Here is a 26,100-nt window from a genome sequence, read left to right on the forward strand (position 1 = left end):
ATATGATTTAAATTGCTAATAAATAATTGGTAATTGATGTATTATTTACTGGTAATTATTTAATTAGGAATGAATTATGACTACGCCTCTAGATGACGCTAAAATTGCGGAAATCCAAGCATTTGATGCAGAAAAACGATACAAGTACTTGGTAAAAGAGGTTGTTGCCAACCGTGAAATCTGGATTCTAATTGATGAACATGGTTGTGTTATGCTCAACACAGAAGATGAAGATTGTGTTCCTGTATGGCCAAATAAAGAATTTGCAGAAGCATGGGCAACAGGCGATTGGGCTGAATGTAAGGCCGAATCTATCTCTCTAAATAAATGGCACAGCCGTTGGACTCATGGTCTTGAAGATGATGAATTAGCTGTTGTTATCTTCCCAAATCAAGATGAAGATGGTCTTGTTGTTTTCCCTGATGAACTGGATTTTGAGCTAAAACAACAAGTAAAAAAACAGCGCTAAATATTTAAAACGCCATCAATATAAAGATGGCGTTTTCATTAAGGGTCTAAACGATTCTGATTCATCGCATAGTGCAACTTTGCTTTTAAGCCCGCCTTTCTTTTTTCTATACGTCGAGCTTTAAAAAACAAATCCAATATCTTCTCTACCATAAAGACCTCGCTAGCTACTTACTTGTACAAACAATAAGCCTTCAATGCCCTTATGTTCATGCAAGATCTATGACAATTTTTTATTGGGCAATATTACAGAGATGCTCGAGATAACGTCGCTTTGAAATCATCGTAACCAAACTGATTTAACTGGATAATTTCACCATCAACTCTTCGACAGTAGATTGATGGCATTTTCAAGCCATTAAACCAATTTAGTTTCACCATGGTATAGCCACCTGAATCCATCACATGCAAGCGGTCACCAATTTGCAATGGCTGATCAAATTTTGCAACGCAGAATACGTCACCAGCTAAACATGAGCAGCTACCAATAATGTATTCATAATCTCCATCCAGTGACGCTTCACGAATAGTTCCTGATTCATTATAAATCAAGGTATCTAGACGATGAGCTTCTGTAGCACTATCAACGATGGCGGTTTTCATGCCATTTTCAACAATATCAACCACGGTAACCACAAGATCCGTTGTTTTAGTAATAACCGCTTCACCGGGTTCTAAATATATTTGAACCCCATGTTTGTCACTAAACCATTTTAGCAAGCTGGCTAACTCTTCAAGCGGATAACCATCAGAAGTAAACGAGACTCCACCACCTAAGCTCACCCAGTTCAAATTATCTAAATAAGGACCAAATTGCTGGGAAATAGTCTCTAAAATCCGTTTGTAAGCAGGAAAATTGCTGTTTTCACAATTCATATGAAACATTCCGCCTTCAACACCAACAAGAGCTTGGGATGAGAGCTTATCTACGCTAACACCAAGACGAGAATATTGACGAGCAGGGTTAGCTAGATCTTGATTTGCATAGCTGATACCAGGATTAAAACGTACCCCAATTGATATCCCATCAGCAGCATATTTTCGTAAATTTTCAAGCTGAGACAATGAGTTAAAAATCAATTTATTTACAAATGGATTAATAGCCTCAATATCTTGTTGTGAATATCCCACACTGTAACCATGTGTTTCGCCACCAAAGGTTTCCGCACCCAAACGGACCTCTAGCGGACCACTACTGGTTGTACCGTCCAGATAAGGTTTCATGGTGTCAAACACGCCCCAAGTAGAAAAGCACTTTAGAGCCAATACCATTTTGGCTCCAGATAGTGCTTTTAATTGGGCAATACGTTCTAAATTTTTTAACAGTGCCGCTTCATCAATCATAAAGTAAGGCGTTGCTAATTGTTTCATCTCTACTTTCTCTCAAATTAAAAAGCAGATCCCAAAGAGATCTGCTTTATCGATAAAAGATCAATAACGATTAGTTATCGCCTAGCCAATTAATAGTCTGATCTTGCGCAGGATCCAGTTCAACCACATCCCAAGATAAACCAATTGATGGCATTAACTCTAGATATGGATCTGGGTCTAATTGCTCAACATTAAACAGGCCTTTTTGATTCCATTGACCTTTAAAGTAGAGTAGAGCGGCAGTAATTGCAGGAACACCTGTTGTGTAAGAGATCGCTTGAGACTCCACCTCTTCATAACATGCTTTATGATTACAAATATTATAAATAAAGACTTTGCGCTCTTTACCGTCTTTTTGACCTGCAACCATAGTACCGATACACGTATTACCCGTGTAATCTTTAGCCAATGATGTTGGCTCCGGCAAAATAGCCTTTAATACTTTTAGAGGTGAGATAGTAACACCATCCACAGTGGTTACTGGATCTGGCGAAAGTAGGCCAATATCACGCATCACATTGAAATATTTTAGATAGTTATCACCAAACCCCATCCAAAATTCGATACGCTTTTTAACTGGAATATATTCAGCCATTGAACGTACTTCATCGTGAGCCATTGAGTACACTTTCTGATCGCCGACTACAGGGAAATCAAATTCCATCATACGTGTATGGCAAGGAACACGTTTCCACTCACCTTGTTCCCAGTAGAAAGAGTCGCCTTGGATCTCTAGCATGTTAGTTTCAGGATCAAAGTTAGTTGCAAACTTACGACCGTGATTACCGGCATTGACGTCCATTACATCGATGGTATCAATCTCATCAAACATATGTTTCCAAGCATAAGCAGCAAATACGCTTACAACACCGGGATCAAAACCACAACCAAGTAATCCAGTAATACCAGCTTGTTCAAAACGCTCGCGGAAAGCCCATTGTGGATCATAAGCTTCTGGTACCTGCTGACCTTCAGAGCATAAGTCGGTTGCAACCGAAGTATCTAAATAAGCCGTTTTTGTTTGTACACACGCTTCCATGATAGTGACATTCACCCAAGGAGGACCGGCGTTAACAACAAGATCTGGTTTTACTTGGTTAATCAAAGCGATTAACGCCTCAACACTGTCAGCATCAACGGCTGCAGAAGTTAAGCGTTTAGTTGTATCTTTTAAATTGTTCTTACGTAAGATGCTTTCAATAATAGTGTCACATTTCGCTACGGTACGTGATGCAAGAGTGATATCACCAAAGACATCATTATATTGCGCCAATTTATGGGCAACAACCCAACCAACACCACCAGCACCAATCTGTAATACAGCCATTATTTTTTCCTTAAAATCTCTCTTAGAGCGGCATAATTATCGCTCTAGATTAAAATTAATCCGCAGTGCATAGCCAAAACTTCAAGCAGAACACTACGACTTATTTGTTCTCGAAATCACACCGACAATTCGGTTAATTCGCAACGAAGCAATCGACTTTCAGCAACGATTTGGGCAAATAACTTAGTAAAGTCATCTTGCGTTAATAACGGGTTTAAGATGGTAATTTTTAATGTTACCTCCCCATCAATAACGGTTTCACCCAATACAGCAACCCCTTTTACCAACAGTTGATGGCGTAAAGTTCGATGTAATTGATCGCGTTGACCTTGATCCATATCTGGTAAATTCACGCGAAATAGAACCGTTGATAATTGTGGTGTAGCAACCAAATTAAGCGCAGATGTTTCAGTAATTAGCGCTGCTGCAACTTGTGCTAAATCAACGGTTTTACCGACCATATTACCAAGCCCATTTTCACCAAGAGTACGCAAAGTCATAAACAACTTTAACGCATCAAAACGTCGTGTCGTTGATAACGATTTATCGACCAAGTTAGGTAGGGTGTCAGTCTCACGGTTGAGATAGTCTGCGCGATGAAGCAAGAAACGGAAGTTAGCTTTATCTTTAACTAACAAAGCGCCACAACTGATTGGTTGATAGAACAACTTATGGAAATCGACCGTAACAGAATCTGCTTTCTCAATACCGCTCAAACGGGACTTATATGGTGATAACTGCAAAGCTGAACCGTATGCAGCATCAACATGAAGCCATAACTCAAACTTCTTCGCGATATCAGCAATCGTTTCAATTGGATCAATTGCACCATGATCGGTTGTTCCAGCCGTTGCAACTACAGCAAATGGCATAAGTCCTTGTGCTTTCAAATCAGAAAGCGTTTGCTCAAGTGCAGCTGGCTCAATAACACCATTACGATTACTGCTTACCGTTACAACTGCATTTTCACCAAGCCCCATCTGGCCTGCCGCTTTTTTCACAGTAAAGTGGCTAGTTTGGGAACAAACAATTCGTAGCTTTGTAAAATAATCTGGCAATCCCTGTTTTTGGACATGATGACCAGAGAAACGCTCAATCATCGCATCACGAGCAAGTAAGAGCCCCATCTGATTACTTTGCGTACCACCGCTAGTAAACGTTGCATCACCTTGCTCAGAGAAACCAAATACTTGAGCAACCCAATTGCACATATGTTGCTCAAGATAAGTTGCACTGGACGCTTGATCCCAAGAGTCCATAGACTGATTAAGTGCTGATAAAATCAATTCTGCAACCAATGCAGGTAGCAACGGTGGTGTATGCAAATGAGCAATACAATTTGGGTGTTGCACCATCACCGCATTTTTGGCTACCGTATTAACAGCATCTAAGGTAGATTGAGTTATATCACCATTGCCATCTTTTGGAATAACCATCTGATTAATCAGCGTTTCTAATTGCTCTGGAGCCATGCCAGAATACGGTTTGTCGGCATCAGAAAATACGGTAACCATCTGCTTTAATGCAAACGATAATTTTTCTTGATATGCGTCAGCCCCGCCCGGGCCACAGCTAATAAACTGTGATTTCCAGTCTGAGTATGTCATGTCAGCTTTGCTCTTTTATGCTGTAGCTAGAATGGCTTGATCAATCACATCGGCAACAAAATCAATTTGCGCACTGTTGATAATCATTGGTGGTAGGAAGCGAAGTACACAACCACTGCGTCCACCTTTCTCGATAATTAATCCACGCTCTAATGCTGCACGTTGAATCGCAATTGCACGTTCACCGTTTGCTAAATATTGTCCAAAACGGTTCTTTTGCTCTGGGTGAACAATTTCAATACCCAGCATCAATCCACGACCACGAACTTCACCGATGCAAGGGTGCTTTTTCTGCAGATCTAACAGATGACCAGTTAGACGATCACCCATAGCTTGAGCATTTGCAACGAGGTTATCACGCTGAATAATTTCAAGAGCCTTTGCCCCAGTTGCCATAGCTAACTGATTTCCGCGGAAAGTACCTGTGTGCTCACCAGGACGCCATGAATCGATGGATTTATCGAACGCCAATACAGACAGAGGTAAACCACCACCAACGGCTTTTGACATCACAAGAATATCGGGATGAATACCTGAATATTCGTAGGCAAAATGAGAACCCGATTTACCAATGCCACATTGGATCTCATCAAAAATTAACAGGATATCTAATTCTTTTGTTATACGACGTAGCTCTTGTAACCAAAATGCTGGAGCGGGAATAACACCGCCTTCGCCTTGAATTGGCTCCACAATGATTGCAGCTGGCTTTTGAATACCACTTTCAACATCATTAAGAACATGTTCGATATAACGAATACTTTGCCACGCACCAGCATCACCACCTAAACCAAAGGGACAACGGTAACCGTATGGGAAAGGAAGAAAATGTACGTCAGCCATTAGACCAGTACGGCGCTCTTTCGCACCTAAATTACCCGTCATAGCCATCGCACCATTTGTCATACCATGGTATCCGCCATGAAAAGCGAAAATAGTATTACGACCTGTCGTTTGCTTCGCCAGTTTAATCGCCGCCTCTACACCATCTGCTCCAGATGGACCACAAAATTGAATTTTTGCGTTATCAGCAAATGACTTTGGTAAAAAACCTAGCAGCGTTTGAACAAATTTGTCTTTTGTTGGGGTAGTAAGATCTAAGGTTTGATAAGGAACACCCGATGCTAGAGCATCTGTGATCGCTTTATTGATCTCTGGATGGTTATATCCCAAAGCCAACGTGCCAGCACCCGCTAGACAGTCAAGATATTGTTGACCACGAGTATCAGTTACAATAACGCCATCCGCACGCTCAATCGCAATAGGAATACGACGCGGATAAGATCGGACTTCAGACTCTTGTTGTGATTGACGGGACAGAACGGCGTCCGGCCCTAAATCACGTAAAACAGTTGATGACGGGACGCCGAAAATCTGGCTTTCAGAATCAAGGATTTTTTCGTTGTTCATAGACGATTCCTTACATAAATCCAAGTGTAAGAACCGCGCATTCTTTTTTAAGGAAAGCGCACAATAAGGCAAAACAAACTCTGTTTTACCCCCAGTGGGAGGGAAGTTGACCCCGCAATGCTGGTCATCAGCCCCCGTGCCCGAACCAGTCGGTGCCGCTTACCGATCTCCACGTTACTAATATCAAAAAGAGTAAACTTAATAACGCTTCTTCGATATTTAAATACTAAAATCAATAAAGGTAATTATTATTGAATCTAATTAAATTTAGTTCCGTTAATGTGTTCAGAACCTAACGGGGTCGAAAACATACAGTAAAAAATTTTAATGTAAATATATTTTTTATTTTTTTTGAATTTTATATTCACGTTAAATCATAATAAAACCAGCAATACCCAAAAAGTATGCTTTATATATTTACAAGTAATTTAGCTCTTACTTATAAAAAACCAAGATATTAATTAACAGAATAAACAACCACGCAAAAAATAGAGTGTAGACTCTATCTATTAGGCTGAATGCTTAATTTTACATTCTCGCTAATAAAATCAATGCACTTACCAATATAAAACATCGTACACTTAATATAACAACTACTTTTGAAAATTAACTTAAATCAAATTTTGAAATTAAATCAAAAAATATCGTTGACAGCACGATGATAACAATATCCAATATATAGCAACTGAAGATGCCGCGATCATTTCGATCAGAGCGAATCAGAAGAGGAGCGTTAACCAGGTAGTCAATGTGCGGAGCCCTAAACTCCAATGTACCTTGACCAGGGGGTTAACGCTGAGACAAAACGCGTTTTGGGACGCGATTGTCGGCCTAGAAAGTTGATTCTTTCGGGCCGTCACCTGTGCGGCACAGGTGGAGAGCTTCTGGTAGAGACCGTTGGTCCTCGCCCTCAACTCAAACCCCTCCCCGCCCCAGGTGAAACCATGTTTTCTCTTACCAAGGGGGTGTACCGAAAATGAAGAAGGTAACTGTCGCTAAATTTGGCGGCACCAGTGTGGCAGATTTTGCCGCAATGATGAATTCAGCAACCATAGTTCGCAACAATCCAGATACTCGATTAGTTGTTATAAGTGCTTGTTCTGGCGTAACAAATATTCTTGTTGAGCTAGCTAACGGTGTGGCAGATGTTGATCGCCGCAGCGCTCTTATTAAACAATTAACTCACATTCATTTTGCTATTTTTGAGCAATTGTCGCCATGTACAGAAACTGCAATAAAAGTTTCTGAACTGATTGATAACATTGCATTTTTATCAGAATCCGCGGCTCAGCATACCCATGATCAACTTAGTGATCAGATGGTGGCGTGTGGAGAGTTACTATCCACTTTCGTCTTCACTCATCTGATGAAAGATCTTGGCATGCCTGCCGTGCGTTTTGACGTTCGTGATGTGATGTGTACAAATAGCCATTTTGGTCAAGCAGAACCAAACCTGGAAGCGATTCAAACATTATCGGCTCAATATCTATTACCGCTACTAAAAGATCATGTTGTTGTTACTCAAGGATTTATTGGGGCAGATAACCATAACTATACGACAACATTAGGTCGTGGTGGCAGTGATTATAGTGCGGCCCTACTTGCAGAAGCTATTGATGCGGAAACGCTTGAGATCTGGACAGATGTTCCAGGGATTTACAGCACCGATCCTCGTGTAGCGCCGAATGCGATGCCAATTGCTGAAATCAGTTTTAAAGAAGCCTCTGAAATGGCGAATTTTGGTGCAAAAATTCTTCATCCAGCGACATTAATTCCTGCAATGCGCAAGCAAGTTCCTGTTTTTGTTGGATCATCTAAAGAACCTCATCGCGGTGGAACATGGATTCGTCAAGCAGCCAATACCGAACCAATTTTTCGAGCGATTGCCCTACGCAGTAATCAAGCTCTTGTCACTCTAAATAATATACATTCTGTACATAACAGCGGATTTTTAGCTCAAGTATTTGCTATTTTAGCAAAACATAATGTCTCTGTTGATCTCATGACAACCTCTGATGGTTGCCTATCTTTAACCTTAAACCAAGCCACAACCCGTGGTGGTCTACCTCAATTACCTTTTGAAGTTGAACAAGAATTATCACTACTTTGCCAGGTAAAAATAGAAAATAATCTAAGCTTGATTGCGCTTATAGGAAATAAAATGGATGAAAAACATGGAACATGTTCTCAGATATTCTCTTCCCTTGAGCCATATAACTTACAAATGATCTGCTATGGTGCTAGTGAACATAGTTTATGTTTTCTTGCCGACGAAAATAGTTCGAGTGAAATCGTTCAAACGCTCCATAGGCGTATTTTTGAATAGTAAAAAATAGTCATCAAAATAAGTTTAAATAATATTCTCTAATTAATTTTAGGGAAGGGATTTCTATTATCTCAAGATAATTGATTTTTAATATCGTTATATTTATCGAGGATGAGTTATATCTAAAATAACTCTCATCGTATGGAAGAGAACACCATGAAATTAAAAGTAGGTTTTATTGGTTGGCGCGGAATGGTCGGCTCCGTATTAATACAGCGAATGTTGGAAGAACAAGATTTTGCAAATATTGAGACCGTATTCTTCTCTACCTCACAGGTCGGCCAACAGATTCCATCTTGGATAAAAACGATCACAAAGACAGAATCTAACTTAGCTGATGCCTATGATTTAGAGCAACTAAGACAATTAGATATCATAGTGACATGCCAAGGTGGTGACTATACTAATAAAACTTACCAGCCCTTACGCCAATTAGGATGGAACGGCTATTGGATCGATGCGGCATCTTCATTGCGTATGGCCGATGACAGCATCATTGTACTTGATCCAATTAACCAAGATCAGATCCATAATGGCATTCAGCAAGGTATAAAAACCTATGTTGGGGGTAACTGTACAGTCAGTTTGATGCTTATGGCAATTGGCGGTTTATATCAAGCAGGTCTTGTTGAATGGATGACATCGCAAACCTACCAGGCGGCTTCTGGTGCAGGGGCACAAAACATGCGAGAGCTTATTGAACAAATGGGATCAATTTATTCCTCCGTCAATACTGAGCTTCAAGCTGCGACTTCTATTTTAGACATTGATCGTATGGTAGCAACAAGACTACGTGAGGCAGAGTTTCCTACTGCAGCATTTGGGGCACCGTTAGCAGGTTCTCTGATCCCTTGGATAGACTGTGCTCTTGAAAATGGCCAGACAAAAGAAGAATGGAAAGGTGGCGTTGAAACCAATAAAATTCTCGGTACTGCCGCTAAACCTATCGCTATAGATGGAACTTGTGTTCGAATTGGTGCAATGCGTTGTCACAGTCAAGCGTTAACGATTAAGCTTACTCGTCCTGTACCGTTAGATGAAATTGAACAGATTATCGCAAGTCATAATCCTTGGGTAAAAGTGATCCCTAATACCAAAGAGGCAACGTTATCCGAACTTACCCCAGCCAAAGTAACAGGGACACTATCAATTCCTGTTGGTCGAATTCGTAAACTCGCAATGGGCGAAGATTACTTAAATGTATTTACCGTTGGCGATCAACTGCTATGGGGGGCCGCAGAGCCACTACGTCGTATGCTCAATATCATTGTCGACCAACACAATGCAAAATAACCACTTAACATTGGTTTATTAAGCAAAAACAAAGCCCTGAGGTTCATACAAATCTCAGGGCTCTAGATGGAGTACAGGCTCAATACCATCAATCAGTAATTGAGTTTCTTACCACAATGACCACACTCAGTTGGTGGCTTCATAAAGAATGGCTTTCGGCTTGGACTACCACATGCATCACAAAAACGCGTAGAGCGAATGGTCATATAAGTTAGCGGCACCATTAACACCAATAAGCTGATTAACATTGGTAGTGGGGGTTGCATAATGATCAAAAAGATCCCAAGTACCACATTGCCAAAGATATTATATATCGGCCAAAGCTTTTTCTTTCGCGTAACATCGCCTTTACGTTGAAACAGCAATGCACTACCTACCGATAAGCTAAGCCAGATCACCACTAAGATGATCAATAAATTCTGTTGCATCTACTCTCTCCTCTATTCTGCCTTCATTATTACCAATATCGCTATTAATTTATACTATTCTGACTCGTTTATTTTGTTTATAAAACAACCACTTTTGCAACAAGAAGTAAAATCCATGAGCTATGTCACGCGATATAAAAAACGGGTCTGAAAACTGTGGAGTCAAACATTGCAGCTTTTATTACACATGCTATCTTTGCCTGCGTTGGAGTCACTGGCTAATTTTTTAGTGGCTCATTAGGGAGAAAAAATGACTGTAAAAACCATTGCTCGCACCTGTTTTGTTTTAGTCGCAGTATTTGGCAGGATGCCAATTGCAAGTGCAGCACCCGTGATGCAAGTAGATGATGCACCACTAAAACTTTCAGCTCTTGAGCGTAATGCCCAGCCTGAATTACAACAATCTATTCGGGGCTTATTTTCAATACCCTCATGGCGTCAACATCAAATTCAGCAGCCTTTTGCTCAGTTTGATGAGCTGTACCAACATGCAGAAGTAGCTCAACATGAAATGATTTCACTGTTATCAAAAACACAAAAAATAACAGAGACACAAATTATTTTACCGGGTTTAAAAGGTAAGCTAAGAGCGCAAGAAAAAATTGAATCTGAGTTGGGAGGACAGGCCGATAAACTAACCGATATCGTTCGTGCTTCTATCGTTGCAGATAGTATCCCTGATTTAGTCAAAGCTTATGATGAAATCACTCAACACTCGACTCTTCTTGAAGTAAATAACCGCTTTGCAACTCCAGCAAAATCAGGCTATCGCGATCTAAAACTGCTTGTTCGCCTTCCTGAATCCAAGCACATCGCCGAGATCCAGCTTCATCTATCGGCTATAGCAGAAGTCAAAAGTGGGCCTGAGCATAAAATATATGAAGAAGTACAAGGCATCGAGCGTTTAGCCCAACAACAAAACCGAGCATTAAACGATATTGAGCAAGCCACTATTGATCGTCTTCGTGCTACATCGCAAAGATTATACCAAGAGAGCTGGCAGCACTATTTATCTCCGCAAAAAAATGCTGTAAACGCCTAACTACTATCTTATATTTGGCCGTGCGCTACAATTGCTATCGGCCATACATCCCCCATAGGCATTCCACACAAGAACATAGATAATCAGAATACTTTGACTCACATCACATCTTTATACACTACCCATCACTAAAATTGATATGAGTTGAGAGATTCATATTCCGTTCAGCTTTATCAGGTACGATGAAATCCTGTAAGCGATAAAGAGATCATTAAGCGCCGCAAGTTTCAAACTTAAGACATACGCACCTTTAGTTATCATTTTTGTGTGTCGAGATATTCCCCTTACCTAAAGTAAAAGGTAGTCGAAGTATCAAGGAGTTTAATAATGGATATGAAATCGATTCTACGCACGGGTGTGATCCTACTGTTTATGTTAGGCAGAACATCGGTTGCAAATGCTGATTCTTCAGCAAATAACTATGTAGAACCAGATTTTGATTTACAGCAGAAGTACTCATTAAAAAGCCAAAAGTTCTTCCAAAAGAGTCTTAGCGGTCTTTATAACGTACCTAGTTGGCAAGCCGACAGCATTCAGCAACCTTATAGCGATTTTGCAACCTTGTATCAAAATGCAGAATTAGCACAGCATGAATTGAGCGTTATGATGCATGAAATTGCTCTTGCATCCAATGCCCACCCTATTATTCCAACCGTAAAATCTGAGCAACGAGCCAAAGTCAAAATTGCTCAAGAATTGAATGGACAAGTTGATCGAATTACCGATTTATCACGTGCCACACTGATTGCCGATGATATTCCCTCTTTAATGCAAGCATTTGAGTTATTGAATAAAGAAGCACGCATTGTTGCAGTGAAAAATCGTTTCAAAAATCCAGCACCTTCAGGCTACCGTGACTTAAAAGTACTGGTAGAACTACCAAAGACACAATTGATTGCGGAAGTTCAATTACACTTAGATGAAATCGCAACAATTAAAAATGGCGAAGAACATAAAATCTACGAGCAAATCCAGAAAATTGAACGTACCGCTCAAGCAGAAGCTCGTCCATTCAACGATATTGAGCAGACGAAAATTAAAAAATTACGTAGTATTTCTCAGCAAATGTACCAAGATGCTTGGCAACAATACCTACAACCAACAACAAACGTTGGATAATCACGAAAACCAACGGTTAAACTTATAACAACTTGAATATTTTAGATTAAAAAGAGACCTGTCGATAATTTATTTTAAAAAATGTGTTTACAGCCACACAAGAAATCTCTATTATTCGCTTCATCCGCGGAGGGATGGCTGAGTGGTTGAAAGCACCGGTCTTGAAAACCGGCATACGTTTGTAGCGTATCTAGGGTTCAAATCCCTATCCCTCCGCCACTTATTCTTTGAGTTGGGTTTTACCGAGCTTAAGTAATGAATTGGAGCGGTAGTTCAGTTGGTTAGAATACCGGCCTGTCACGCCGGGGGTCGCGGGTTCGAGTCCCGTCCGCTCCGCCACTACAACGAAACCTTGTCAGAAATGGCAAGGTTTTTTTGTGTTTGTTACAGATTAAACAATCTCATTTAACCGCTATATACGTTGTTAGGAAAAAAACAAAGACACTCGCTAACAATTTAACTGCGTTCAACAGAAAAACTTCTACATCAAACGCTACCTTAAAGCCATTTACCCTTGGCATTCTCAAGGCACCAGAAATAGAAACAAACAGACAAGCATATAAAGTAAATTCCTGGCTTCCCGGAATATCGAGATAGTTTAGAATTGAAAAAAGACCAAACGATGCAATAGCGATTAAATAACCCGATACAACAAGAAACAAAAGAACAAATGGTATTCCAAGGTCCATCTCACCATAAATAATTCTTTTTAGTTTCATAGTGATACCTAGTGTGTTGAGTGCATTGAGTCATTGTACTCTAAGCCACTAGATATCAAATGCTTGATGGTATTAGAATTACTTATAGTGGGTATTACAACTCACTTAATGCTAAAGAATCTAAAACCCCTTGACCACTATGAATGCCGCCTTCAGTGGTGCGTGTCGATTTACTACGAATTAAATATCCTGCATACCCTTTATTTTGAGTAATAGGCTTTCCCGCTAAATGAACTGTAAAAATTCCAATTTCACTAATCAGATCATCAATAATCTCTGTTTGTCCTTTGCGAACAGCAAGTGCAGGGGTTGTTCTTGGTTGAAGCTGCAATCGGCGCATTAAAGACCAAGCATGGAAATCTTCGGTTCGTAATACACTGAGTTTTGGGGCAATATCTTGGCCAAAAATGCAATGACCACCACCCTCACCTTGATTTTTAAGTACCCAATCTTGCTCTGATTGTGTTGCAAACCAACTAACTGACTGGTCGGTTACGGGAAGCATTTCCCCCAGCACAGATTTAACTTGTTCGGCTTCAGTAATTGTTAACCCAAAGCTCGATAGTTCCGAGACAGGCATTGATGATAGCAACATCTGAACCCGCTTACTGCTTGCCAACTGTTGTCCAACTGTAGCATTCATCGCAATACGGTGTTGTTCCATAAACATACGCGTATTCATTAACGCTTCACAACACACTTCTTCAACAATATTATCCGAACAATAATCCGAGAACTGATAGCCTGCACGAAGATAAACAGTATCAATAGATCCAATCCCTTCTAACAATAAGCGGTGATTGTCTCCTGTTGAAAGATTGCCATAGAGTTCACTAAACGTACGACGAATAGTACGAATTCCTCGACGTTGCAGCTCCAATTCTAATAAATGTTGATCAAATACATTATCTTCATTTGCTTGAACCACCATCAGGAAAGTAGCTGGCGTAGAATCATTAAACTCTTGTTTGATTTGAAATGTCGCTTTTGCGATCCCTTCACCTAGTTGTTCAATCGCTTTATTTTCAATTAATGTTGCAGCGCCTTCACCCTGCCAAGGAGTAAACGTTGTTGGCCACTGGTTCTGTAGGTAATGATGGAGTTCATGGGCTCGCTGACCAAAAGGCCACATACCGGCTGCAATGGCATTAAATTCAATAAGTTTAGGACCCAAAACCGCATCATCCATAAAGTCACTACGCATAATCAACATAGGAACACGTCTAACTGGCGATTCAGAGAAATGGATCTTTTGATGCATGGTAAGTAAAGCGGAAAAAAAGGTATCACCACTTACTAATGGCTTAATTGCTTGTTGAATAAACAAAGCATCTTCCGATACCGCATCAACCATCTTGCCCAATAACGGCGCAGTATCGATTAAGGTTTGATATCGTTGGGCGGAGATCTGAGTTGGTGTAGCCACAAAAGCAGCATGAGAAGCACTAAATGGACTGTCTTTTAGCATCATTGCATGAGTCATAGCCCACTCAACTGCATCATTAACGGCTTTTACTGTAAATTTATCATTATGCATATGTGCCTCTCTCAGCATTTATACAATAGAGAACATCCTACTTCTAGGGAACATTTCACCTAGAATATAGTTATTTCCATAATTATCGAAATATTAGTCTTAATACTATCATCTAGTCAATCTTTCATTTCGATAAAAGTGGAAATAACTACCAATAAAAAAGGCGAGTTCACGACTCACCTTTCTAACATACTGCTTTAGTGGTTATCAGATCCATCATCACTAGGATCAAATTCCAGAATATCTCCTGGCTGACAATCGAGAACTGCACATAACTTCTCTAGTGTTGAAAATCGAATCGCTTTTGCCTTACCGTTTTTCAAAACCGATAAGTTTGCTTCTGTAATCTCAACCTCTTTTGCCAAAGTTTTTAACCGCATCTTACGTTTAGCCATCATAACATCAAGGTTAATTCGTATTGTCATTATGGCCTCTTAAATCGTATGGTTGTTCTCATCTGCAATACGGAATCCTTCCTGCATTACCCATGAAATGATTAAGATAATCATACCAAAAATCAGCGTTAAAAAGTCTATACCAGCAAAGGTTACTGTTAATAATCGCTCACCTGGTGGATTGTTAAACGATAAAATAACCGACATCGCTGTACCGTATACCACGGAGCCACCAACCCAATAAAAAATACTGTATCCCAGCTTGCGATAACACTTCGCGTTATCTAGAGTGAAAATTTCATTTTGTTCATAATTTTTAAAGAGATGAATCAAAACACGTAGGGCATAAAGAATGACACCAGATAACAATAGGCTGGAAATCATCGCAAGAATCCGAGTCATCATTGTTAGTGGTTGTTGGGTATAACTCCCAATATCAATACTTGTTTGAACAAATCCCATCATGGTTAAAAAATCGTTCGGAGTTTGAACAGTTAACCAGTAATAACACACACCAATAGGAGTTAAAAAAAGTAGACATTGGAAGAACAGCCGCACTCGACGACTCTGTTTTTGAATATTAGTCATTGGGTATCTCTCTTGTGTTGTTTTATGAGCTGATAATAATAACACTAGAGATTATAATCAATAATATTTTATTGTTTATCGATAATTATTTTCTTCAAATCGTAACTAAAAATAGCCTATGAGATAGATTATTAAAGATTCAGGCCGTAATGACCTCATAAAAAAGATAACGTTTACATTATTAATAATATTAATAAATACAACTAGTAAGATGTGACAATTCTCTATAGTCTTGCTATGAAAATTGAACTACTTACACAAAGGGTGTTTAATACTAAAAATAATTTAAATTAGGTAAAGAGTCTTATGGCTACAATCAAGGATGTCGCAAAAGAAGCAGGAGTATCAGTAGCGACTGTCTCCCGAGTCATCAATAAATCCCCTAAAGCGAGTCAAGCATCTATTGATTCCGTTACTCAAGCCATGAAGAAGCTTGGTTATCGTCCCAATGCCGCAGCTCGTGCATTAGTTAGCCAAAGCACCAATACTATGGGTGTTGTTGTGGGGGATGTCTCCGATCCCTTCTTTGGTAGTTTAATTAAGTCGATAGATCATGTCGCTCATGAAAACGGTAAACATATTCTGATTGGTAACGGTTACCACAATGCAGGAGACGAACGCCAAGCGATTGAACTGATGATCGATAATCGCTGTGAAGCCATGGTTGTTCATGCAAAAGGCTTAACAGATAAAGAATTGATCGCCTACGCAAATGAAGTACCTGGAATGGTGTTTATCAACCGTAATATTCCAGAGTTATCTCACCGCTGTATCTCTCTTGATAATCATCGCGGAGCATACCTCGCTACGGAATTCTTAATCCGACATGGCCACACTAAAATTGCTTGCATCGCTTCATCTCACGAAATTGAAGATACAGACCAACGATTGCAAGGTTATCTAGATGCCCTCAAAGATAATCATATCGAATTGTCAAAACGCTATATTGAATGTGGTGAGCCAAACAGCGACGGTGGTGAACATGCGATGACAAATTTACTCACCAAGTCGTTAGATATCACCGCTATTGTGGCTTATAACGATTATATGGCTGCAGGTGCGATGGCAGTACTGGATCAAAATGGAATCGATGTACCGGAAAAAGCATCGATTATTGGCTTTGATGATGGCTTGATTGCACGCTTTGTCAGCCCAAGCTTAACGACTATTCGCTACCCTATCGAGATGATGGCAGATCGAGCTGCTCAGCTTGCCTTAGCGCTATCTCGTGGCGAGCAGCCTGAAGATGAAACCATTGTATTTAGCCCAACATTGGTTCGTAGAAATTCGGTAGATAAGCACTAAAATCAAGCAAGTAATACCATTCAAAATAATAAACAGCCGAGAGGAACGGGAAGTAGCAGGCTGTTTATTATTCGATAAAAGAAAAAATAAATAGTGTTAACATTTTTTTTACCATATAATGCACGCTATTCAGATTTTTAATTACCCATTATAGATAGATTTTAATGTTGTCATCAGTTGAAATAGCCAACTCATTTCACATCTCAAATCACTACCCTTGTCTCTAATCTAAATATACGAGATTAAGTCCTATCTTGATCTGAATCCGTAACCGTGACTTCAGAAAAACTCTCTCATAAAACCATGTTTGAGCTTCTTTCACTTAACGCTATTGCTCTAAAAGGAAATACTGCTGCATGAATGCACTTACAGATACTAAGAAAAAAACAGTAACACCGTCCAAGTCAAAAAAGAAATCAGAAACAAAAACAAACAGTAACGAAGAAAAGAAAATTAGTGCTCGTATTCGAATTGAACAAATAAGAGAGCAGCAAGAATGGGATAAAGAATGGGGAATTTGATAAGTAGCTACTGTCTCCCGAGTCATCAATAAATCCCCTAAAGCGAATCAAGCATCTATTGATTCCGTTACTTAAGCCATGAAGAAGCTTGGTTATCGTCCCAATGCCGCAGCTCGTACATTAGTAAGCCAAAGCACCAATACTATGGGTGTTGTTGTGGGGATGTCTCCGATCCCTTCTTTGGTAGCTTAATTAAGTCGATAGATCATGTCGCTCATGAAAACGGTAAACATATTCTGATTGGTAACGGTTACCACAATGCAGAAGATAGAAGAGCCGCTCTTGGAAGAGCTCCATAAGATTGGTAACCTCTACGAAGCGGCTTAATATAACTAAAACTATTCTGCAGGCAAAAAATGCGTTGCACATAATTTATTGCCGTCAGGATCTCGTAGGTATGCTAAATATAAACGACGACTGCCACTACCTCGAACTCCAGGTGGTTCTTCACATGGTGTACCACCAGCTTCAATACCTACGGCATGCCATGCGTTCACTAATTCAGGGCTTGATACGCTAAGGCCTATCGTCATGCCATTACCAATAGATGCAGGCTCACCATTAATGGGATGAGTAAGAGCTAAAATACCTGTTTCTGTTATATATAAACAGCGTCCCTTTTCATCGATAACACCTTCGTTATAACCTAATGTTCTTAAAATCGCATCATAAAAACGTTTAGAGCGCTCAATATCATTTGAACCTAGCATTACATGACTGAACATTATTGACTCCTTTTATTTGTTTAGGGTATTAATTTGCTCGATTCTGTAATGCTTGTCTATATATTAATTGAAGTTATTTAGACATAAATTACATATAAATAAACTGACGATAAAGGCCATCCAGTTTTGTTCTGATCGATTCTGAATTTTCTCCTTCAGGTAAACTTAGTAGCAACTTCTCAGTATCAGTTATTTGCTGACATAATTGAGCTAAGTTAGTACAAAACTCTGGATTGGCTGAACTTGAAGAAGTAACAAGTTCTTGACGAATAGATGTTATTGGATTGATTTGATGAAGATGATTATATTGAATTTGTCTAGAACGGCGGTCAAGTGATTCATCGATTGCTTGCTGCATTGCTGGAGTTACCTTGTTACCATACAAAATCGCCATTCCATTCTTATTTCTGGCTGCTCGACCAATAATCTGAATAAGAGCTGCCTTTGACCGCAAAAAACCGGCATGATCAGCATCTAATATCGCGACTAACGATGCTTCAGGGATATCAAGCCCTTCTCTTAATAGATTTATACCAATTAAAATATCTAACTCTCCTGCTCGTAACTGCTCAATAATTCGTACACGATCCTCTGTTTTAACGTCTGAATGTAAATAGCTAACTTTAAAAGATTGTTCTTGCATATATTCATAAAGGGATTCAGCGCTTTTCTTAGTTAGAGTATTCACTAATGTACGTTCGCCCTTCTCTATGCGAATCTTTATTTCATCAAGTAAATTACTAATTTGATTAGAGGAACTTCGCACTTCAATCGTAGGATCTAACAGTCCTGTGGGTCGAATTATTTGTTCTACAACAGGTGTTTTAGCTTTAGATAATTCATAATTACCCGGTGTTGCTGACACAAATAAAGTCTGAGGTTTTATTTTTTCAAATTCATTAAAATCTAGCGGACGATTATTCTTAGCAGAAGGTAGACGAAATCCATATTCAATGAGCGTCTCTTTACGGCTTTGATCCCCCTTGAACATGGCTGATATTTGCGGAATCATCACGTGTGATTCATCAATAAACAGTAAACCATCTTTTGGTAAATAATCGAGCAATGTTGTTGGTGGTAAAGTTGGATCTCTATCATTTAAATAACATGAATAATTTTCTAAACCAGAGCAATAACCTAATTGTTGCATCATCTCAATGTCATACATTGTACGTTCATAAAGCCTTGCCGCTTCAGTTATTCTATTCTCTTGATTGAGTTGTGCGACTCTTTGTTCTAAATCTTTTTGAATTAGCAAGCTCGCTTTTGTTATTTTGTCTTTTGATGCTGCATACAAAGTCTTCGGTGAAACGCGATAACGTTCTAAAGCGCCGAGAGTTTTTCCTGAAAAAGGATCTAACCAATATAACTGCTCTATTTCATCATCAAGCATTTCAACTCGAATAGCGACTTTCTCTGATTCTGCAGGGAAAATATCTACAATATCACCATGGCTTCGAAACGTTGCTCTTTCAAGTCTCTTTTCAGTTCGTTGGTATTGAAGGGATGTTAGTTGCTCAATAAATTGAGAACGGTTAATTTTCCGCCCTATATATAAAGGAATTTGAGCTGCTCGATATAATTCAGGCTCTCCCAATCCATAAATTGCAGACACTGAAGCAACAACGATAACATCCCGTTGTTCAATTAAAGCTTTCGTTGTTGAGAGACGCAACCGTTCTAATTGTTCATTAATTGCCGAATCTTTACGAATAAAACGATCACTAGCAGGAATATAAACCTCAGGCTGATAAAAATCATAATAAGATACGAAATATTCAACATGGTTTTCAGGGAAAAAGCGCTTCATCTCACTATAGAGCTGCGCTGCTAATGTTTTATTATGAGCTAAAATTAAAGTGGGCCGCTTGAGACGATGAATGACATTTGCCATTGTAAATGTCTTTCCAGATCCTGTTATACCTTGAAGCACTTGATGACTAGCTCCAGATTCGACCCCATCAACCAACTTTGCTATTGCCTCAACTTGATCCCCTGACGGTGAATAATCAGAATGCAGTATAAAAGAATTGTAGCTCATAATCTCATCTCTATTTTCTCAATCTCATAAAAGAATACTAGTCAAAAGTTAGATAAGAGTTAGCATATCTGTGAAATTCACCAAAGTGTGAAATAGAACGCAAAGTTTAGAAAAATTAATCTTCATGCATAATATTGCCACAAAATCACACTTCCATTTACGTGTATTAATTGTCCAGTAAATGGCGCACATTCCTACTTATACTGAGCAATAAATCACTTTACAGTCGCAGTTATAACACTAATAACACTCTGTATTCTGTGAAGGTTTTGTATGTATAAAAATAAAATAACACCTCTATCTCTGGCAATTGCTATTGGACTTGGTCTTGTTGGTTGTAACTCTGATAGCGATAACAACTCCATCGGTAAAGTCTCTCCTCCTGTACCGACGGAATTAATTCAATATGTTAATCCATTTATCGGAACAGGAGCAGATGGGCATACTTTCCCTGGCGCAGTGTACCCAGCGGGGATGGTCCAACTCTCTCCAGATACAGAAATGGATGGCTGGGGATCTGCTGCAGGTTATTTTGATCATGGTAAGCAAGAAGATATTCCTGTGTACGGTTTCTCTCATACTCATCTAAGTGGTACTGGTATTACTGACTTAGGTGATATTTTAGTTCTGCCATTCACCGATAAAAGTAATGCAACGTACAATACATTTGATAAACAAAATGAAGTTGCAGAAGCAGGTTATTACGCCGTTGAACTAAATCGAGGAGAGATTAAAGCGGAACTTACAACCTCTCCTCGAGTGGGTTATCACAAATATACCTTTGCTGCTGATCAAACACCTTTTATTAAATTTGATCTTGACCATACATTAAACAAGAGTTGGGGAAATCGAACCACGATTGGCAATATTGAATTTATTGACCCTTACACTATTCGTGGTATGCGCAGTTCAGATGGCTGGGCAAATAATCAACACATCTATTTCTATGCCAAATTCAATCAACCTATTGTGAAAGCAACAGCCATGATTGACGGTGTAGAAACTGAAATAAAACTTCAAGATGATGCATTTGAAGCGGTCAAATCTATTGCCTATCTTGAATTTGCAAAAACAGAACAACCTATTGAAATTAAAGTCGGTATTTCTCCAACCAGTACCGAAGGGGCTCAAAATAACTTAACCACTGAAGTACCTGAATGGAGTTTTGCAAACACCAAAAATAAAGCTCAACAAGCTTGGCATGATGAATTAGCAAAAGTAGAAGTAAAAGGTGGTACCGAAGATCAAAAAGAGATTTTCTATACCGCTATGTACCACGCTCAAATTGCACCAATGATCTTCCAAGATGTTGATGGTACCTATCGTGCAATGCGAACCCAAGAACTAAAAGAAGCAGGTGATACACCAAACTACTCCATTTATTCAATGTGGGATACTTTCCGCGCATTTCATCCACTTCAAACCATTATTAATCCAGAAAAGGCACAGCAATATGCTAACGATCTGATTCGTAAATACCAAGATGGTGGCATTTTACCAAAATGGGAACTGCACGGGCACTATACTGGCACGATGATCGGTTTCCCTGCAGTTTCTATCATTGCCGATGCGATGGTAAAGGGATTAGATATTGACCCTCAAGATGCGAAAGAAGCTTCTGAGTTCACTGTGCGCTATCACGAAAAAGAGATGTTCCCTGATTGGACTGAAGACCAAAATATCGGTGCAGCGAATGTCGTTCAAGTTAAAGTGTATGAAGAAAATGGTTTTGTGCATCATGGTTACTGGAACTCAGCCTCTTATACCTTAGAATTTGCGTATGGTGACTGGGCTATGGCTGAAATTGCACGAATGGCTGGCGATGTTCGTCTTCAAGATGAATTTCTCGCACGTTCGGATAACTGGCTAAATCATTGGGATGCAGAAACGGGCTTCTTGCGCCCTAAAAACCATCCAAATAGCTCTTCACCAAATAAACCACCACTTGCGTTTAACCAACCTGTTGATGAAACTCGTATGGATGAATGTGTGGATGTTGAATGGCCTCAAGGCTCAGGAGATATGAAGCAACAATGTCCACTGCTGCCATTTGATCCCTACTACGTTGATGAATTTGCTTTTACAGAAGGAAATGCGTGGCAATGGAAATTTCAACCAATGCACGATTTTGATCGACTAAAGCAAGAGATCTATCAGGCCGATCTCGCTAAAGGAAAAGAGACCACACCAGAAAAAGCATTCCGAGAAGATCTTGATGAACTATTTACAGCACGCTCGTCAAATACGGGAGAAGAATTGCCAGATCTAACAGGTTATATCGGTCAGTATATGCACGGCAATGAGCCCTCTCATCATATTCCATATTTATACAGCCAAACTGATGAACCATGGAAAGCACAAGAATATCTCGATCGCATAATGAATGAGTTTTATACCACAGAGCCTACCGGTTTGATCGGTAATGAAGATGTGGGACAGATGTCATCTTGGTATATTTTAAGCGCATTAGGCTTTTACCAAGTAACACCAGCAGATCCAACTTATACCATTGGTCGTCCACTATTTGATGAAGTGAGTATCGAGGTCAAAGGTGGAGAATTTAAGATCATTGCTGATAACAATAGTCCTGTGAACAAATACGTTAAATCAGTCACAATCAATGGCAAACCATTAGACAATACGTTTGGTTTTGAACATAGCGAAATTAAAGCAGGCGGTATTTTACATTTTGTTATGACAGGTGATAAAAACGAAGCAATGAAAGCAGCGTTCTAAACCGATTCATATCGATATAATAAAGGATGAGACCTATGTCTAAGTTACCTCAAAGTCGAGGTTACTGAAGGTGTATGGTTTCATCCTTTTTCTTTTTTATGCCCTTTCACATAATGCGAAATAAATAACGAGTCACTTTTAACTCATTACTTTTTCAGTAATATTCAACATCCTTCCAAGTTGATTATTTTTACTTCGATAATAAGAAAACTACTATGTAATTTCCTGCTTGCCGATTAAAATACGCCATTATAAAAACAGTATTTTATTCTATTACTCTTTGACCTTTATTAGTACATGATTGAAGCAAAAATCGAAAGTTGAGGGCTTAAGCGTGTTGAACGTTATTTACCCATCACTCAAAACCTCTTTCAAACCATCAATGACAAACGACTCTGCCAAGCATGTGTCGCGTTATCTTTTTTTATTGGATTTATTACCACTTTTTTTATTGTGGCTTTTGAAATCTATTTAGAACTACTGGGTGAAAACTGGCTAGCATTAGAAAACCTAATCAAACTTGGATTAATTAACTTATTTTTCATTGGGTTAGAATTATTCTTATTGTTTGAAGTTGGCTTTATTACCACTGCAATTTTAATCAACAGAGCCAGTGCCCAATATCAATTTTGTGACAAAATGAAGGCTTCTTTGGTACGAGCTGTTATGGAATTATCAGAACCTACAGACAATATCCATGGTATTAAACCTTATAAACAGTACAGTAAATTCCGTTATATCAAAGTCGCTTTATACACAGGCAAAGATATTTTGAGTAACTTTGTCATTAAAGCTATTTTACAAAAATCAATTTCGCGTAGCAGTGTTCGCGTGTACATCCCTTTAGTCTCCACGTTGATCACTGGATTTTGGGATGCATGGGTACAGCAAAAAGCTCTCAGTGAAGTACGTTTGAGAATATCAGCTCGAGTATATGTACTTAACCAATTAGCCGAGTTAGAAGCAAAAGATATGAGTCAAGCTTATGTTACTGCCCTACTTCGTTTAATTGCGGTTAGACAGAGCTATAAACAAGAATGTGACGTGAATTTAGAATATTTCTATGATCAGCTTTATAAAAGTAAACAATACCAGTTGAACGATCTAGAGTCGGTTGATCTACTACTAATATCGGTTAACGCATTAACCAACGAAGAAAAAACAGAGCTGACGGTTATGATGGAATACCTGTTCTATTTTCGACGAAATCCGACCCGTAATGAAAAGGCGTTATTGTACAAACTTGGTGTTTTACAGGCCTCAAAAAATAACCCATTGCTTTGTTAAAAAACTAATTAATAGGGTAAACGGGAGAAACCTAATACCTCCCGTTTATCCTCTATCACTGAGTTATAAACTTTCCAGCCAATTAGAGATAATACTGCCTATTTGCTCTACATCGGCATATTGATGGCGTTCACCGCTCACTTCAATACATTTGATACATTTTTTTCCACTGACGACTTGATTGATTTCCTGAAACGAGCCAAAAGAGTCATGATTTTCTTGAATAATAAGGACAGGTTTTCCCTGGTTATCAAGAGCAGGAAGTAACGCTTTATCCTGTTCAGAATATAAACTCCAAGCAACACCAATAAAAACCAACTTATCCCAACTGATCTTACGCTGAGCTTTTAATGTTATAAGAGTACCAATAGATTTTGTGATCACTACATCAAAATGTCCTGAAGGTAAGGACTGCACTTCAGTAGCCACATTGAACTCATCATCACTACCCCATGCACTAAAGTCATGAAGTGTAATTTCTTCATGTTTCCAAGGCGTTTGCACAATAATTCTTTCTAACCACGCTTTTGTTGCTGGCATTTTTCCCGGTATTGCTAAAATTTTCATCACTCAACCCTATTTTAATTTATCTACGTCTATCATACCGCCAACAATAAACATCATGTTGAATAAAAACGTAAAATTAGAATGAAGAAAACAATTTACTTTATTGATATGAACAGCTTGAAAAACGTGACTTTTAGTACTATTTCTTTAAAGATTATTCGCTATGATAAGTAAAATATTCCTCTTAAAAATCAGCAAGAAAAACTCATTAACAATAAAGGATTTTGGTATGACAAAACATGCGCTTGTGGTTGAAGGTGGGGCAATGCGAGGCATATTTGCAACAGGTGTCCTCGATGCTTTTTTAGAGCATGATTTTAATCCTTTTGACTTCACAATTGGTGTATCGGCAGGCTCTGTTGTCTTGATGGGCTATTTATGTAAAGACTATCAACGCAACTATAAAGTGATCACTGAATATGCTCGTAGTAAAGATTTCATCAGCTATAAACGTTTCGTTGAGGGTGGCAATCTCATTGATATTGATTGGCTGTGGAAAGCCAGCGTTGAACATCTGCCACTAGGCTTACACGAATATGAAAAGCAAGGTGTTCCTTTATTCGCAACAACAACAAATGTAGTAACAGGCGATCCATCTTATATAGAAGTTACAAGAGAGAATCTTACGGAGGTGATGACAGCAACCTGTGCCCTTCCAATTGTGTATAAGAATTTTCCACAAGTTAACGGTATTGCTATGAGCGATGGTGGTATCGCAGATCCTATTCCTGTAATAGAAGCATACAATAAAGGAGCACGAGAAATTACTGTAGTCTTATCACACCCACAAGCTCTCTTTGCTCACAACCGTCAAGTTCCTTGGCTAACTCGTCGAATATTTAAAACCCAACCCGTTTTTGCCCAAGAATTTTTAACCAAAGAAAGTCGATATAACAAAGCACTATATTTCATAAAAAATCCACCAGCAGACTGTAAGATTAATGCAATCATCCCTGATAAGAATTTTCAAATTAAGCGATTAACCAAAAACTTAGATAAACTCGATGCAGGTTATCAGCAAGGACGCAATGCCGGACTCTCTCTTGTAAAATCTTACTCAAATCACTAGCTTTTCTCTTATATCCCCAAGTGATGACAATATATCAAGTCACTTGGGGATATATCTACTATCAAACATATAAAAGACATTCTTAACAAAAAAATATGCCATTGACCTGTTTAGCATATATATCAAAATTTCAATTTTATTGAAAATATTCCATCACGGAAATACATACTAAATATAATTCATCTCTTATTTTTTATTTTATTCATCATAGAGATATTT

The 26,100-nt window shown here is 39.0% G+C and carries 20 protein-coding genes, 2 tRNA genes, 2 pseudogenes and 1 riboswitch; of the genes and pseudogenes, 13 read left to right on the forward strand and 11 right to left on the reverse strand.

Annotated elements, in window-relative coordinates; all coding sequences use genetic code 11:
* The first annotated feature begins 76 nt into the window (after positions 1-76).
* Positions 77-469 (forward strand): DUF2750 domain-containing protein, encoded by a 393-nt coding sequence (locus tag CTN07_RS05360; protein ID WP_005304334.1) that lies wholly within the window; start codon positions 77-79, stop codon positions 467-469.
* A gap of 245 nt (positions 470-714) precedes the next feature.
* Here the strand turns inward: CTN07_RS05360 and nspC are convergent, their stop codons facing one another.
* The 3 genes and pseudogenes from nspC to CTN07_RS05375 all read right to left on the reverse strand — a co-directional run bounded on the left by nspC (position 715) and on the right by CTN07_RS05375 (position 6,183).
* A complete protein-coding gene (nspC, locus tag CTN07_RS05365; RefSeq protein WP_005304331.1) occupies positions 715-1,839 on the reverse strand; it encodes a carboxynorspermidine decarboxylase in 1,125 nt (374 codons plus the stop codon).
* Between the two features lie 70 nt (positions 1,840-1,909).
* Positions 1,910-3,166, reverse strand: coding sequence for a carboxynorspermidine synthase (locus CTN07_RS05370; protein ID WP_005304328.1), 1,257 nt, complete (start codon positions 3,164-3,166; stop codon positions 1,910-1,912).
* Between the two features lie 116 nt (positions 3,167-3,282).
* Positions 3,283-6,183, reverse strand: a pseudogene (locus CTN07_RS05375) (pyridoxal phosphate-dependent class III aminotransferase).
* A gap of 715 nt (positions 6,184-6,898) precedes the next feature.
* Positions 6,899-7,075: riboswitch (Lysine riboswitch) on the forward strand.
* 84 nt (positions 7,076-7,159) lie between these two features.
* Here CTN07_RS05375 and lysC point away from each other — a divergent pair.
* Together lysC and asd are read left to right on the forward strand one after the other, a co-directional pair.
* The gene (lysC, locus tag CTN07_RS05385; RefSeq protein ID WP_005304327.1) at positions 7,160-8,509 is read left to right on the forward strand and encodes a lysine-sensitive aspartokinase 3; all 1,350 of its coding nucleotides are present in this window, start codon (positions 7,160-7,162) and stop codon (positions 8,507-8,509) included.
* 156 nt (positions 8,510-8,665) lie between these two features.
* Positions 8,666-9,802: an aspartate-semialdehyde dehydrogenase gene (asd, locus tag CTN07_RS05390; RefSeq protein ID WP_005304324.1), complete on the forward strand. Its 1,137-nt coding sequence runs from the start codon at positions 8,666-8,668 to the stop codon at positions 9,800-9,802.
* Between the two features lie 92 nt (positions 9,803-9,894).
* Here asd and CTN07_RS05395 read toward each other — a convergent pair whose 3' ends face one another.
* Entirely contained in the window at positions 9,895-10,230 is a 336-nt protein-coding gene (locus CTN07_RS05395) for a hypothetical protein (RefSeq protein WP_036765451.1), read from the reverse strand.
* Positions 10,231-10,480: 250 nt separating this feature from the next.
* On the opposite strand from CTN07_RS05395, the gene CTN07_RS05400 reads away from it, so the two are divergent.
* The 4 genes from CTN07_RS05400 to CTN07_RS05415 all read left to right on the forward strand — a co-directional run bounded on the left by CTN07_RS05400 (position 10,481) and on the right by CTN07_RS05415 (position 12,730).
* Positions 10,481-11,272 carry a nucleotidyltransferase family protein gene (locus CTN07_RS05400; protein WP_005304321.1) on the forward strand — a complete coding sequence of 264 codons (792 nt, stop codon included), beginning with the start codon at positions 10,481-10,483 and terminating at the stop codon, positions 11,270-11,272.
* A gap of 327 nt (positions 11,273-11,599) precedes the next feature.
* Entirely contained in the window at positions 11,600-12,391 is a 792-nt protein-coding gene (locus CTN07_RS05405) for a nucleotidyltransferase family protein (protein ID WP_005304318.1), read from the forward strand.
* Positions 12,392-12,519: 128 nt separating this feature from the next.
* Positions 12,520-12,610, forward strand: a tRNA-Ser gene (locus tag CTN07_RS05410).
* 43 nt (positions 12,611-12,653) lie between these two features.
* A tRNA-Asp gene (locus tag CTN07_RS05415) sits at positions 12,654-12,730 on the forward strand.
* A 62-nt stretch (positions 12,731-12,792) separates the two neighbouring features.
* On the opposite strand, the gene CTN07_RS05420 is transcribed toward CTN07_RS05415, so the two are convergent.
* From CTN07_RS05420 to CTN07_RS05435, 4 genes are all read right to left on the reverse strand, one after another.
* On the reverse strand, positions 12,793-13,110 hold the full coding sequence (locus CTN07_RS05420; RefSeq protein ID WP_036765449.1) for a hypothetical protein: 318 nt from the start codon (positions 13,108-13,110) through the stop codon (positions 12,793-12,795).
* A 94-nt stretch (positions 13,111-13,204) separates the two neighbouring features.
* Positions 13,205-14,647 carry a glutathione synthase gene (locus CTN07_RS05425; RefSeq protein WP_005304316.1) on the reverse strand — a complete coding sequence of 481 codons (1,443 nt, stop codon included), beginning with the start codon at positions 14,645-14,647 and terminating at the stop codon, positions 13,205-13,207.
* A gap of 197 nt (positions 14,648-14,844) precedes the next feature.
* Complete coding sequence (locus CTN07_RS05430) at positions 14,845-15,072, reverse strand: helix-turn-helix domain-containing protein (protein WP_036765447.1); 228 nt, start codon at positions 15,070-15,072, stop codon at positions 14,845-14,847.
* 9 nt (positions 15,073-15,081) lie between these two features.
* Positions 15,082-15,630, reverse strand: coding sequence for a DUF2975 domain-containing protein (locus CTN07_RS05435; RefSeq protein WP_005304312.1), 549 nt, complete (start codon positions 15,628-15,630; stop codon positions 15,082-15,084).
* Positions 15,631-15,936: 306 nt separating this feature from the next.
* Between CTN07_RS05435 and CTN07_RS05440 the strand changes: the two genes are divergently transcribed.
* From CTN07_RS05440 to CTN07_RS05445, 3 genes and pseudogenes are all read left to right on the forward strand, one after another.
* The gene (locus tag CTN07_RS05440; RefSeq protein WP_005304310.1) at positions 15,937-16,935 is read left to right on the forward strand and encodes a substrate-binding domain-containing protein; all 999 of its coding nucleotides are present in this window, start codon (positions 15,937-15,939) and stop codon (positions 16,933-16,935) included.
* Between the two features lie 356 nt (positions 16,936-17,291).
* Positions 17,292-17,456, forward strand: coding sequence for a hypothetical protein (locus CTN07_RS23375; RefSeq protein WP_153274602.1), 165 nt, complete (start codon positions 17,292-17,294; stop codon positions 17,454-17,456).
* A 3-nt stretch (positions 17,457-17,459) separates the two neighbouring features.
* Positions 17,460-17,740, forward strand: a pseudogene (locus CTN07_RS05445) (LacI family DNA-binding transcriptional regulator); the annotation flags it as partial.
* 54 nt (positions 17,741-17,794) lie between these two features.
* Here CTN07_RS05445 and CTN07_RS05450 read toward each other — a convergent pair.
* A complete protein-coding gene (locus CTN07_RS05450) occupies positions 17,795-18,181 on the reverse strand; it encodes a VOC family protein (RefSeq protein ID WP_036765445.1) in 387 nt (128 codons plus the stop codon).
* Between the two features lie 88 nt (positions 18,182-18,269).
* Positions 18,270-20,222, reverse strand: a complete 1,953-nt coding sequence (gene uvrB, locus CTN07_RS05455) for an excinuclease ABC subunit UvrB (RefSeq protein WP_005304305.1) — start codon at positions 20,220-20,222, stop codon at positions 18,270-18,272.
* A gap of 273 nt (positions 20,223-20,495) precedes the next feature.
* On the opposite strand from uvrB, the gene CTN07_RS05460 reads away from it, so the two are divergent.
* Both CTN07_RS05460 and CTN07_RS05465 read left to right on the forward strand, forming a co-directional pair.
* Positions 20,496-22,958 carry a GH92 family glycosyl hydrolase gene (locus CTN07_RS05460; RefSeq protein WP_005304303.1) on the forward strand — a complete coding sequence of 821 codons (2,463 nt, stop codon included), beginning with the start codon at positions 20,496-20,498 and terminating at the stop codon, positions 22,956-22,958.
* A 378-nt stretch (positions 22,959-23,336) separates the two neighbouring features.
* Entirely contained in the window at positions 23,337-24,245 is a 909-nt protein-coding gene (locus CTN07_RS05465; RefSeq protein WP_439898618.1) for an LBF_2804 family protein, read from the forward strand.
* A gap of 63 nt (positions 24,246-24,308) precedes the next feature.
* On the opposite strand, the gene CTN07_RS05470 is transcribed toward CTN07_RS05465, so the two are convergent.
* Positions 24,309-24,812: a hypothetical protein gene (locus CTN07_RS05470; RefSeq protein ID WP_036765443.1), complete on the reverse strand. Its 504-nt coding sequence runs from the start codon at positions 24,810-24,812 to the stop codon at positions 24,309-24,311.
* A 229-nt stretch (positions 24,813-25,041) separates the two neighbouring features.
* Between CTN07_RS05470 and CTN07_RS05475 the strand changes: the two genes are divergently transcribed.
* Entirely contained in the window at positions 25,042-25,881 is an 840-nt protein-coding gene (locus CTN07_RS05475; protein WP_005304297.1) for a patatin-like phospholipase family protein, read from the forward strand.
* Positions 25,882-26,100 lie beyond the last annotated feature (219 nt).

This window comes from Photobacterium damselae, assembly GCF_003026815.1.
Taxonomy (GTDB): Bacteria; Pseudomonadota; Gammaproteobacteria; order Enterobacterales; family Vibrionaceae; genus Photobacterium; species Photobacterium damselae.